10 protein-coding genes are annotated in these 12364 nt (G+C 74.6%); 5 read left to right on the top strand and 5 right to left on the bottom strand.

Going from position 1 to position 12364, the window contains the following annotated elements; translation table 11 throughout:
- Nucleotides 1–3 precede the first annotated feature (3 nt).
- Nucleotides 4–966, bottom strand: coding sequence for an EamA family transporter (locus ACFYXU_RS11050; protein ID WP_376508106.1), 963 nt, complete (start codon nt 964–966; stop codon nt 4–6).
- Nucleotides 967–1145: 179 nt separating this feature from the next.
- Between ACFYXU_RS11050 and ACFYXU_RS11055 the strand changes: the two genes are divergently transcribed.
- The gene (locus tag ACFYXU_RS11055) at nt 1146–1652 is read left to right on the top strand and encodes a MarR family transcriptional regulator (RefSeq protein ID WP_361393549.1); all 507 of its coding nucleotides are present in this window, start codon (nt 1146–1148) and stop codon (nt 1650–1652) included.
- A gap of 77 nt (nt 1653–1729) precedes the next feature.
- Here ACFYXU_RS11055 and ACFYXU_RS11060 read toward each other — a convergent pair whose 3' ends face one another.
- The 3 genes from ACFYXU_RS11060 to ACFYXU_RS11070 are packed head-to-tail and all read right to left on the bottom strand — an operon-like array spanning nt 1730 to nt 4339.
- On the bottom strand, nt 1730–1957 hold the full coding sequence (locus tag ACFYXU_RS11060; RefSeq protein WP_329855120.1) for a hypothetical protein: 228 nt from the start codon (nt 1955–1957) through the stop codon (nt 1730–1732).
- Nucleotides 1958–1977: 20 nt separating this feature from the next.
- Entirely contained in the window at nt 1978–4077 is a 2100-nt protein-coding gene (gene malQ / locus ACFYXU_RS11065; protein ID WP_376508107.1) for a 4-alpha-glucanotransferase, read from the bottom strand.
- A 1-nt stretch (nt 4078) separates the two neighbouring features.
- On the bottom strand, nt 4079–4339 hold the full coding sequence (locus ACFYXU_RS11070; protein WP_376508108.1) for a hypothetical protein: 261 nt from the start codon (nt 4337–4339) through the stop codon (nt 4079–4081).
- A 175-nt stretch (nt 4340–4514) separates the two neighbouring features.
- On the opposite strand from ACFYXU_RS11070, the gene ACFYXU_RS11075 reads away from it, so the two are divergent.
- On the top strand, nt 4515–7631 hold the full coding sequence (locus ACFYXU_RS11075; protein ID WP_389457373.1) for a beta-N-acetylglucosaminidase domain-containing protein: 3117 nt from the start codon (nt 4515–4517) through the stop codon (nt 7629–7631).
- A gap of 50 nt (nt 7632–7681) precedes the next feature.
- On the opposite strand, the gene ACFYXU_RS11080 is transcribed toward ACFYXU_RS11075, so the two are convergent.
- On the bottom strand, nt 7682–8245 hold the full coding sequence (locus ACFYXU_RS11080; protein ID WP_041129262.1) for an HNH endonuclease: 564 nt from the start codon (nt 8243–8245) through the stop codon (nt 7682–7684).
- Nucleotides 8246–8544: 299 nt separating this feature from the next.
- On the opposite strand from ACFYXU_RS11080, the gene ACFYXU_RS11085 reads away from it, so the two are divergent.
- The 3 genes from ACFYXU_RS11085 (at nt 8545) to ACFYXU_RS11095 (ending at nt 12364) form a co-directional block, all read left to right on the top strand.
- Complete coding sequence (locus ACFYXU_RS11085) at nt 8545–9564, top strand: mechanosensitive ion channel family protein (RefSeq protein WP_376508174.1); 1020 nt, start codon at nt 8545–8547, stop codon at nt 9562–9564.
- A 188-nt stretch (nt 9565–9752) separates the two neighbouring features.
- A complete protein-coding gene (locus ACFYXU_RS11090; RefSeq protein WP_361393545.1) occupies nt 9753–10967 on the top strand; it encodes an ROK family transcriptional regulator in 1215 nt (404 codons plus the stop codon).
- 50 nt (nt 10968–11017) lie between these two features.
- The gene (locus ACFYXU_RS11095) at nt 11018–12364 is read left to right on the top strand and encodes an ABC transporter substrate-binding protein (RefSeq protein WP_389407184.1); all 1347 of its coding nucleotides are present in this window, start codon (nt 11018–11020) and stop codon (nt 12362–12364) included.

A 12364-nucleotide genomic window follows, 5' to 3' on the forward strand; every position in this document is an offset into this window, starting at 1 on the left:
CCGTCACCGTCGCACCTCCGAAACCTCCAGGTCCATCGAAACTTCCTGACCGTTCTTTTCAGCTGTGCTGAACGGTGCGGTGGAGGGGGCCTCGGCGGCGGGGGTCCGGGCGGTACGGGGGCTCAGCTGGCCCGCCAGGGTGGCGCCGAAGGCGATCAGCATGCCCAGGACCTGCACCGTGCCGAGGGCCTGGCCGAGCGCCGCCCAGCCGATGACGGCCGCGGTGATCGGGGAGAGCGGGCCGAGGAGGGTGGCCGAGGAGGCGCTCATCCGCTCGATGCCGCGGAACCAGAGGAAGTAGGAGATCGCGGTGTTGCCGAAGGCGAGGTAGGCGTAGCCGGCCAGGTTGGTGCCGGTCAGGGCCGGCGGCGCGCCCTCCAGGAGGAAGGCGAGGGGCAGGATGACCAGGCCGCCCGCGGTGAGCTGCCAGCCGGTGAGCGCGAGGGCGCCGACGCCCTCGGGGCGGCCCCAGCGCTTGGTGAAGACGATGCCGGCGGACATCGAGAGGGCGGAGAGCAGTCCGGCGACCACGCCGATCGTGTCGAAGGCGGCCCCGGCCTTGAGGACGACGAGGCTGACGCCGAAGGCGGCGGTGACGGCGGTGAGCAGGCTCTTCACCGTGGGCTTCTCGCCGAGGAAGAGGGCGGCGAGGCCGACCACGAAGAGCGGGCCGACGGAGCCGACGACCGCGGCGACGCCGCCGGGCAGCCGGTAGGCGGCGAGGAAGAGCAGCGGGAAGAACGCGCCGATGTTGAGCGCTCCGAGGACCGCGGACTTCCACCACCAGGCGCCCCGCGGGAGCTTGCGGGTGAGGGCGAGGAGCGCGAGGCCGGCGGGCAGGGCGCGCATCAGACCGGTGAAGAGCGGCCGGTCGGCCGGCAGGAACTCGGTGGTCACGTAGTAGGTGGAGCCCCAGGAGATCGGGGCCAGGGCGGTCAGCGCGACGAGTGCGGCCTTGCGGGACATGACGGTTCCCCCTGCTGCGGCGGGCCGGACCGGCGGGCGCCGGACTGGCTTCGTGGTGATTAACTTACCACTAAGCTACTTACACGCAAGAGGCTTTTTTGTGAGTGACTTGCTCGTAACTGACTTCCTCGTAACTGACTTTCTTGCGATCGAGGAGCGGAGAAGGGAAGACTGAGGCCATGAACACGCAGCCCCCCGGCCATGACGCCGTCGACGCCATCACCGACCAGTGGGCGGCCGTCCGCCCCGACCTGGACACCGTGCCCATGGCGGTCTTCGGACGGATCTACCGCCTGGCCAACGCCATGCGCGGCAAGGTGGACAAGGCGTACGCGCCCTACGGCATGGCGCTCGGGGAGTTCGACGTGCTCGCGACGCTGCGCAGGTCAGGAGAGCCGTACACGCTCTCGCCGCGCGAGCTGACCGCCACGCTGATGATCACCACCGGCGGCATGACCGGCCGGCTGGACAAGCTGGAGAAGGCCGGGCTGCTCACCCGCAGCCCCGACCCGAACGACCGGCGCGGACTGCGCGTCACCCTCAGCGAGCGCGGCCGGGAACTGGTGGACCAGGCCGTCGGCGCCGGTCTCGGGGAGCAGCGGGCCGCGCTGGAGTCCGCGCTCACCGAGGAGGAGGCGGACCAGCTGTCCGGGCTGCTGCGCAAGCTGCTCGCGACCACCGTCTGAGGCGGTCGCGGCGCATGCGAGGGCGCCGCGCGGTATCGCGTACCGCGCGGCGCCCTCGACGGAGATGTGTGAGGCGGTCAGGCCTTCTTGGACTTGTCGAGCACCATCACCAGACCGGCGATCACCGCGAACAGCACCAGCGGCAGCGCCACGAACAGGCCGAGGGTCTCGACGACACTCAGCTTGGGGGCCGGGTCGTCACCGTCGTCGCGGGTGAGCGCGAGCGCGGGGGACGACATGAGCAGCATCATCAGCGTCGTACCGGCCGCGATCGAGCCGGCGCGCAGAGCGTTCTTCTTGTCCACGGAGCAAACGTAGCGAACCCCTAATCGGGCCGCGCGCCCGGGGGTGCCGTACGGGGGTCCCGGGCCTCCGCGCGGTCCCGCAGCCCGCACAGGAGGGCGTGCGCCCGGGGCGAGGCGGCGAGCTGTTCCAGGGTCATCGGCTGGCCGTCCGGACCCGCGAGCGGCAGCCGCCAGTTGGGGTACTCGTCCCAGGTTCCCGGCAGGTTCTGCGGTCTGCGGTCCCCCACCGCGTCCGGCAGCCACACGCCCACCATCCGGGCCGGGGTGGCGAGCAGGAAGCGGTGGACGGCCCTGATCTCGGCCTCCTCGTCCCCCGCCCCCTCCGGGAGCAGCCCCTCCCGCTCGAACAGGCCCAGCCACTCGGCGGTCTCCGCCGCGTCCGCCGCGCGCTCCCGCTCCAGGTCGCCGGCGAGCAGCCCGAGCCGGTGCCGCAGGGCGACGTGCTCGCCGGACAGCCGGGCCGCCGTGGAGGGCAGGTCGTGGGTGGTGGCCGTGGCCACGCACTCCGCGCGCCACTCCGCCGCGGGCAGCGGCCGGCCGGCGCCCGCCCAGTCCCGCTCGAACCAGAGCACGGAGGTCCCGAACACCCCGCGCCGGGCGAGCTCCTCGCGCACCCCCGGCTCGACCGTGCCGAGGTCCTCGCCGATGACGAACGCCCCGGCGCGATGGGCCTCCAGGACGAGGACCGCGAGCATCGCCTCGGCGTCGTACCGGACGTACGTGCCCTCCGTGGGCTCGCGGCCCTCCGGCACCCACCACAGCCGGAACAGACCCATCACGTGGTCGATGCGCAGCGCGCCCGCGTGGCGCAGCAGCTCGCGCAGGAGGCCCCGGTACGGGGCGTACCCGGCGGCGGCCAGGGCGTCGGGCCGCCAGGGCGGCAGGCCCCAGTCCTGGCCCCGCGCGTTGAAGGCGTCGGGCGGGGCGCCGACCGACATGCCGGCCGCGAACGCCTCCTGCTGGGCCCAGGCGTCCGAGCCCTCGGGGTGGACGCCGACCGCCAGGTCGTGGACGATCCCGACCGCCATGCCGGCCTCGCGGGCGGTCTCGGCGGCGGCGGCGAGCTGCCGGTCCGTCAGCCAGGCGAGCCGGCAGTGGAAGTCGACCCGGGCGGCCAGCGCGGGATCGTCGCGCACGGCGGTCTCCGCGGCGCGCGGGGTGCGCAGCTCCTCCGGCCAACTCCGCCAGCGGGGCCCGTGGCGCTCGGCGAGGGCCTGGTAGGTGGCGTGGTCCTCCAGGGCGCGGCCCCGCTCGGCGAGGAAGTCGTGGAACTCGGCGCGGCGGCCGGGCCCGGGCTCGACGGCGCCGAGCACCAGCTCCAGGGCGCGCCGCTTGACCTCCCAGACGGCGTCCCGGTCGATCAGGGCGCCCTTGCCGAGGACCCGTTCGCGCAGCTCGGCCGCCTCGGCGAGGATCCGGTCGAGCTCCTCGCGGCGCTCGGGTCCGACCAGGGCGTACTCGGGGATCTCCTCGATCCGCAGGTGGACGGGGTCCGGGAAGCGGCGCGAGGACGGGCGGTACGGGGACGGGTCGCTCGGCGCGCCGGGCACGCCCGCGTGGAGCGGGTTGACCTGGACGAAACCGGCGCCGTGCGTCCGGCCCGCCCAGCCGGCGAGCTCCCGCAGGTCGCCGAGGTCGCCCATGCCCCAGGAGCGGCTGGACAGCAGCGAGTACAGCTGCACGAGCAGCCCGTACGCGCGCCGCCCGGGGCCGGGCACGCGCGCGGGGGCCACGATCAGGGTGCCGGTGGCCGCGCGTCCGTCGGGGGCGGAGGCCGCCACGGTGTGGACGCCGAGCGGCAGCTCGGACCAGTCGGGGCCGGTGACGACGGCGCCGTCCTCGGTGGTGACCCGCAGGCGCGTGCCGGACGGCAGGCCCTCGGGCGGGCGGACGGGCCCGTCGCCGAGGTGGTGGACCAGGGTCGGGGGCAGCAGGCGCTCCCGGTCGGCCCGTTCGGCCGCTTCGAGCGCCGCGGCGACCTCCTCCGGGGTGGCCGCGTCGACGCCCAGGGCGGCGAGGACGGCCACCACGGTGGCGTCCGGCACGGGCACCGTGACGCCTTCCGAGGGGCTGTGGGCGAGGGCGACGCCGTGACGGGCGGCGAGGCGGGCCAGGGTCACTTCACACTCCGGGGGACTCCGGGCCGCCCGCGCTTCCGGGGGCGGTGGGTTCGCTGGTGAGGGGCGCCGCCACGGCCAGGGGCGGCTCGCTGGTGAGGGGGGACGCGTCGGGCAGCGGCGGCTCGCTGGTCAGCGGTTCGCCGGCCGGCGCCGACTGCTCGGGAACGCGTATCCGTTCGAGGTGAGGGGCGGTCGTGGTCACGGGGGTCTCCCGGTTTCGTCTCGACAGGTGGGACCTGGGCTCTGTCAGAGCCCTACCCATCGCTCTCGGTTTTACCGGCGGAACACGGCCGAGTGACGTCACCTCGCCGACGGCTCGCCGGGCAAAGCCGACACATCGGCCATGCGCATTGACACTTCCGTGCGACGGGTGGTGGGCTCGTGACCCGATCGTGACCAACCGGCGGAGCCGCCGGCCCCGGCCGAAGGGAGACCCCGTGCACCTCGGGCGCAGGAGGCGCACCGCGACGGCGGTGGCCGCCGCCGTCATCGGCGGCCTCCTCGGCGGCGCGGCTCCGGGTGCGGCACGGACCCTGCCGGCGGGCCCCTCAGGACCGGCGGTGCCGTCCGCCTCCGCGACCCCGGCGGCGAACGCGACCCCCTCCGCCTCCAGGCCCCCGGCCTCCGCCGCGCCCCGGACCGGGGCCCCCGCGCGCGTGCCCGCCGTCTGGCCCCGGCCGCAGTCCCTGACCGCCTCCGGCTCCGCCGTGCGCCTCGGGGACGAGGTGACGCTCCTCGCGGACGCGGACGCGGATCCGTACGCCCTCGCCGAGCTGCGCGAGCTGCTGCGGGCCGCCGGGGTGCGGACCGTCCACACCGGCCTCCCGGGCGGGGGCCCGGTCGTGCGGGCCGCGGGGCCCGCCCGCGGCGGCGAGGGCTCCGGCGCCGCGGAGGCGCTGGCCGCCCTGCGCGTGCCCGAGCGCCTCGATCTGCCGCGCGGCGGCTACCGGCTCGCCACGGGCCGCTTCCGGGGCCGGGACACCGTCGCCCTGGACGGGGTCGGCGAGGACGGCCTGTACCACGCCGTCCAGACGCCGCGTCAGCTCCTCGGCGGCGGCCGGGAGGTCCCCGGGGTCGCCGTCCGCGACTGGCCGGGCACCGCCGAGCGGGGCATCACCGAGGGCTTCTACGGGACGCCCTGGACGGCCGCGCAGCGGCTCGCCCAGATCGACTTCCTGGGCCGGACCAAGCAGAACCGGTACCTCTACGCGCCCGGTGACGACCCGTACCGCCAGGCGCAGTGGCGCGAGCCCTATCCGGCCGCGCAGCGCGAGGAGTTCCGCGCGCTCGCCGAGCGCGCCCGCGCCCGGCACGTGACGCTCGGCTGGGCCGTCTCCCCCGCCCAGTCCATGTGCCTGTCCTCGGCCCGGGACGTGGCGGCGCTGACCGGGAAGCTGGACGCGATGTGGGAGCTCGGAGTGCGCTCCTTCCAGGTGCAGTTCCAGGACTCCTCGTACGACGAGTGGCACTGCGACCGGGACGCCGACGCCTTCGGGCGCGGACCGGAGGCCGCCGCCACCGCCCACGCGCGCGTGGCGAACGCCGTCGCCCGGCACCTCGCCGAGCGCCACCCGGGCGCCGAGCCCCTGACCGTGATGCCGACGGAGTACTACCAGGACGGCGCCAGCCCGTACCGCGCGAAGCTCGCCGAGGTCCTGGACACGGACGTGCGGGTGGCCTGGACGGGCGTCGGGGTCGTCCCGCGCACGATCACCGGCGGCGAACTGGCGGGAACGCGCGCGGCCCTGGGCGGCCACCCGCTGGTCACCATGGACAACTACCCGGTCAACGACTACGCGCAGGACCGGCTCTTCCTCGGCCCCGCGACCGGCCGGGAGCCGGCCGTGGCCGCCGGCTCCGCCGCCTACCTCGCGCACGCCATGGAGCAGCCCGCGGCCTCCCGCGTCCCGCTCTTCACCGCCGCCGACTACGCCTGGAACCCGAGGGGCTACCGGCCCCGCGCGTCCTGGCAGGCGGCCGTGGACGACCTCGCGGGCCCCGACCCCGCCGCCCGCGAGGCCCTGCGCGCGCTGGCCGGGAACGACTCCTCGTCGATCCTCGACCCGGGCGGCGAATCGGCCTACCTGAAGCCGCTCCTGGAGGCGTTCTGGGCGTCCCGCTCCGGCACCGGCGCGGCCGCCCGGGACAAGGCGGCGCGCGAGCTGCGGGCCGCCTTCACCGTGATGCGCGAGGCCCCCGGACGGCTCACGGCCACCGCCGACGGCACGCTCGACGACGAGACGGGCCCCTGGCTGGAGCGGCTCTCCCGCTACGGCCGGGCCGGCGAGACGGCGGTCGACATGCTCCTCGCGCAGGCCCGCGGGGACGGCCCGGCGGCCTGGCGGGCGCAGCTGGACCTGGAGGGGCAGCGGAAGGGGCTGGAGGGCGGCCGGGTCACGGTCGGCTCCGGGGTCCTCGATCCGTTCCTCACGCGCGCGGTGAAGGAGTCGGCGGCCTGGACCGGCGCCGACCGGACCCCGGCGGCGCGGGCCGACCGCGCCCCCGGCTCGTACACCGTGCGGCTCGACCGGACGCGGCCCGTGGAGGCGCTGACGGTCATGACCGAGCCGGGCGGGCCCGGCGGGCCGGGGGACGCGCGCGTGGAGGCGTACGTCCCCGGCGAGGGCTGGCGGGCGCTCGGCCCGCTGTCGGCGTCCGGGTGGACCCAGACCGATCTGAAGGGGCTGCGGGCGGAGGCGCTGCGGGTGGTGTGGAGCGGCGACGGCCCGGCGCCCGGGGTGCGCTCGCTCGTGCCGTGGTTCGCGGACGGGCCGCGCGCCGGTCTCGACCTGGCCAGGACGGAGACGGACGCGGAGATCGGCGGCCCGGCGCGGCGGGTGGATGTGGAGCTCACCGGCCGGCGCGCGGGCGAGGTGCGCGGGGCGCTGACGGCGAGGGCCCCGAAGGGCGTCGTGGTGCGGCTGCCGGAGGAGGCCCGGGTGGAGCGCGGCGCGCGGACCAGCGTCCCGCTGGAGGTGTCGGTGGCGGCGGGCGTCCCGGCCGGTTCGTACCGGGTGCCGGTGTCCTTCGCGGGCGAGGAGCGGGTCCTGACGGTGCGGGCCTTCCCCCGGACGGCGGGCCCGGACCTGGCGCGGTCGGCGACGGCCTCCTCCTCGGGCGACGAGACGCCCGACTTCCCGGCCGCCTCGGCGGCGGACGGCGACCCGGCGACCCGCTGGTCCTCCCCGGCGGAGGACGGCGCCTGGTGGCAGCTGGAGCTGCCCGAGCCGGCCCGGATCGGGCAGGTGGTGCTGCACTGGCAGGACGCGTACGCCTCCCGCTACCGGGTGCAGGTGTCCGCCGACGGGCGGGTCTGGCGGACGGCGGCGACCGTCGCGGACGGCAGGGGCGGCCGGGAGTCGGTCCGGATGGACGCGGCGGACACCCGTTTCCTGCGGGTCCAGGGCGAGAAGCGGGCGACCCGCTTCGGCTACTCGCTCTGGTCGGTGGAGACGTACGCGGTGGCCCCTTCCGAGAAGGAGGCGACGGACACGCCGACGGGCACGCCGGAGAGCGCACCGACGGGCACGCCGGAGGAGCGGCCCGCCCCCTGAGGGGCGCGCCGCTCCGGCCGGGAGGCCTCCGCGTACGCGAAAGGCCCGGCTCAACCCGTCGTCAGCGCCCTCACAGGGGTGTCCGCGACGGAGTCGATCCGGGCCATGACGTCCTCGGCGCCGTACGGCTCCAGGTACGGCAGCCAGCGGGGGTCCCGGTGTCCGGTCCCGATGATCCGCCAGGCCAGGCCGGTCGGCGGGGCCGGTTGGTGCCGCAGCCGCCAGCCCAGCTCGCGCAGGTGCCGGTCGGCCTTGACGTGGTTGCAGCGGCGGCAGGCCGCCACCACGTTCTCCCAGGCGTGCGTGCCTCCGCGGCTGCGCGGGATGACGTGGTCGACGCTGGTCGCGACGGCCCCGCAGTACGCGCAGCGCCCGCCGTCGCGCGCGAAGAGCGCCCGGCGGGTCAAGGGAACGGGCCCCCGGTAGGGGACCCGCACGAAGCGCTTCAGTCGCACCACACTGGGAGCGGGGAGGACTTGGGTCTCGCTGTGCAGGAAGGCGCCGGACTCCTCGAGACAGAGAGCCTTGTTCTCCAGTACGAGGACGAGTGCGCGGCGGAGCGGTACGACGCCGAGCGGCTCGTACGACGCGTTGAGGACCAGGACATGCGGCACGGATGCCTCCTATGACGCCGGCGGCGCGTGGCTCGCGCCGGGACGAACTGCTCTCAGTCTCTCCTCATGCCTGGTCGCGGCGCCACCACGTACCGGAATCGGGGTGACGGCGCCGGGGGTGTTCTCGACCACATCGGCATCTCTCCCCGGTATGTGCCCAGGTGAGGTCCGTCTCTCCCTCGAACACGGCAACGGGACCATGTCCGACGCCCCGTTAGTGTGGATGGCCTGCGTACGCGATGCCTGGAGGTTGCCCCGTGTCCTGGTCCGCCCTAGCGGCTGCCACCGAACCCGACCCGATGCCGGCGACCCTGGACGAGGCCGCGGAGAAGGCCACGAACGCGGCGTCCTGGGTGGAGGAGAACTGGTCCACCTGGCTGAACACCGGGCTCCGCATCCTGCTGATCCTGGTCGTCGCGCTGCTGCTCCGGATGGCCGTGCGGCGGGCCCTGACGAAGCTGATCGAGCGGATGAACCGTTCGGCGCAGGCGGTGGAGGGGACGGCGCTCGGCGGCCTCCTGGTGAACACCGAGCGGCGGCGGCAGCGCTCGGAGGCGATCGGGTCGGTGCTCCGCTCGGTGGCGTCCTTCCTGATCCTGGGCACGGCCGGGCTGATGATCCTCGGCGCCTTCAAGATCGACCTGGCGCCGCTGCTCGCCTCGGCCGGTGTGGCCGGTGTGGCGATCGGTTTCGGCGCGCGGAACCTGGTGACGGACTTCCTCTCGGGCGTCTTCATGATCCTGGAGGACCAGTACGGCGTCGGTGACTCGGTCGACGCGGGCGTGGCCTCCGGCGAGGTCGTCGAGGTGGGCCTGCGGGTGACCAAGCTGCGCGGTGTGGACGGCGAGATCTGGTACGTCCGCAACGGCGAGATCAAGCGGATAGGGAACCTCAGCCAGGGCTGGGCGACGGCCGGCGTGGACGTCACCGTCCGGCCGACCGAGGACCTGGAGCGGGTGCGGGCCGTGATCGCGGAGGCGGGCGACGCCATGGCGAAGGAGGAGCCGTGGAACGAGCGCCTCTGGGGCCCGGTGGAGGTGCTCGGCCTGAACGAGGTGCTGCTGGACTCGATGACCGTCCGGGTCTCGGTGAAGACGATGCCGGGCAAGAAGTTGGGCGTCGAGCGGGAGCTGCGCTGGCGCATCAAGCGGGGTCTGGACGAGGCCGGGATCCGGATCGTGGGCGGGCTGCCGCCGCAGGGCGAGGAGTCCCCCGCCGACCCGACGGCGGGCATGGCGGCCCCGTCCGTGTTCGCCTCGGCGACCTCGCCGCAGTCGGCGGCGGCGACCCCGCTGCCGAGGTCCGACCTCACGAAGTAGCCCGGAAGGGCCCCTCCCCTCCGCGCCCCCGCGGGTAACGCTTCGGTTGCCTTCGGGGGCGTGTCGCGTTCCCGGGTATTGACGCCCCCGTGACGGCCGCCTTACCTTCCTCCCAACCCAATAGGAAACTTTCCTAACAGTGTCGGTCACGGCGCTGCGGCCACCGTACGAGGGCAGGTGCCAGTTCCATGGCCGGTACGACCCCGGGCATCCCCGGTACCCCGCGCGTCCTGCGGGCCATGAACGACCGCGCGGCCCTGGACCTGCTCCTGGAGCACGGCCCCCTCTCGCGGACCCGCATCGGCAACCTCACCGGCCTGTCGAAGCCGACCGCCTCCCAGCTGCTCGCCCGGCTCGAGGCCGCCGGGCTCGTCGTCGCCACCGGCACCACCGCGGGCCGGCCGGGACCCAACGCCCAGCTGTACGCCGTGAACGCGCGGGCCGGGTACGCCGCCGGGCTCGACGTCGACCAGCACCGCATCCGCGCCGCCGTCGCCGACATCACGGGCGAGATCACCGGCGAGTTCGAGCTGCGCACCCCCGGCCGCTCCGCCTCCGGCGTCGTCCGCCAGGTCACCGAGGCCCTGGACGGCGCCGTGAAGGCGGCCGGGATCACCCGCGAGGACGTCCGGCGCCTGGTCATCGGCACCCCCGGCGCCTTCGACCCGGCCACCGGGCGCCTGCGGTACGCCTCCCACCTGCCCGGCTGGCACTCGCCCACCCTCCTGGAGGAGCTGGCCGCCGCCCTGCCCATGCCGTTCGAGTACGAGAACGACGTCAACCTGGTGGCCGTCGCCGAGCAGCGCCTGGGCGCCGCCCGGGGCCACGAGAACTTCGCCCTGCTGTGGAACGAGGGAGGCCTCGGCGCCGCCCTCGTCCTCGGCGGGCGGCTGCACCGCGGCTTCACCGGGGGCGCCGGCGAGCTCGGCTTCCTGCCGGTGCCCGGCACCCCGCTCGTACGGCAGGTGACCAAGGCCAACTCCGGCGGCTTCCAGGAGCTCGCGGGCATCCAGTCCGTGCCCCGGATCGCCCGCGCCGCCGGGATCGAGACGCCCGACCACCCCTTCGTCCCGGTGGCGTCGGGGCTGCTCTCGCACGCCGCCGAGGCGCACGGCGAGGACCCCCGGTACGCGGAGCTGCTCGACCGGTACGCCGAGCGCCTCGCCACCGGGCTCGCCTCGCTGGTGGCGGTCCTCGACCCCGAACTGATCGTGCTGGCCGGGGACGCCCTGGTCCCCGGCGGCGAGCCGCTCCGCGCGCGCGTGCAGGCCGAACTCGCCGACCTCGCCCCGTCCCGGCCGCGCCTCGTCCTCTCCACCGTCCGCCGCCGCCCCGTCCTGCGCGGGGCGCTCGAAAGCGCCCTGGCCACCACGCGCGACGAGGTCTTCGACACCTCACGCTGACCCTCCCCGTCCCTCGCCGAAGCCCGCCACCCCTCCAGGGAGACACCGTCATGCCCGTCCGTCCGCGCGGCACAGCCGCAGCGCTCGCCGCCACCGCGTCGATAGCCCTCTTCGCCACCGCCTGTACCGGCTCCGCGAACAACGCGGCCGCCGACGACCCCGAGGCCGAGACGACCATCACCTTCTGGCACGGCTGGGCGGCGCCCGCCGAGGTCAAGGCGATCGAGGACAACGTCGCCCGCTTCGAGCAGGCCCACCCGAACATCAAGGTGAAGGTCGTCGGCGGCATCAACGACGACAAGCTGGGCCAGGCGCTGCGCGCGGGCGGGACGAACGGCCCGGACGTCGTCTCCTCCTTCACGACCTCCAACGTCGGCAAGTTCTGCGCCTCGGGCGCGCTCGCGGACCTGAAGCCCTTCATCGAGAAGGACAAGCTGGACCTCGACAAGATCTTCCCGAAGGTCCTCCAGTCCTACACGCAGTTCGAGGGGAAGCGCTGCTCCCTGCCGCTGCTCTCCGACGCGTACGGCCTCTTCTACAACAAGGACCAGTTCAAGGCCGCGGGACTCGACCCCGAAGCGCCGCCGAAGACCTGGTCCCAGTTCACCGAGGTCGCCAAGAAGCTCACCAAGGCCAAGGGCGACTCGTACGAGAGGCTCGGCTTCATGCCGAACTACCTCGGCTACGAGACCGTCGTCTCCCACTACATGTCCCAGTGGAAGCACGGCGGGTACTTCGACGCGGACGGGAAGTCGGCCGTCGCGAAGGACCCGGCCTTCGCCGAGATGATCACGTACCAGAAGTCCCTGGTCGACTCCCTGGGCGGCTTCGAGAAGCTCGACCGCTACCGCACGGGCTTCGGTGACGAGTGGGGCGCCCAGCACCCCTTCCAGACCGGGCAGGTCGCCATGCAGCTGGACGGCGAGTGGCGGCTGAACTTCATCAAGCAGGCCAAGGTGGGCTTCGAGGTCGGCGTCGCGCCGCTGCCCGTCGCCGACGACGAGATCGCCGAGTACGGCAAGGGCTACCTCTCCGGCACGATCATGGGCATCGCCCCGCAGAGCCGGAAGCAGAACGCGGCCTGGGAGCTGGTCAAGTACATGACCACGGACACCGGGGCCGTGGTGAACTTCGCCAACGGCATCGGCAACGTCCCCTCCACCCTGGACGCGCTGAAGTCCCCTGACCTGAAGTTCGACGCGCGCTTCAAGACCTTCCTGGACATCGCCCGGCACCCCGCGTCCACCACCTCCGACGGCGCGGTCAACGGCTCCGCCTACCAGGAGACGCTCCAGAAGTTCGCCGGGCGGTACGAGAAGGGCCAGGTCACCGATCTGAAGAAGGGTCTGGCGGACACCGCCGCCCAGATCGACCGCGACATCGCCGCGGCGAAGTGA

Origin of the sequence: Streptomyces sp. NPDC002232, assembly GCF_042890295.1 — a bacterium.
Lineage (GTDB): Bacteria > Actinomycetota > Actinomycetes > Streptomycetales > Streptomycetaceae > Streptomyces.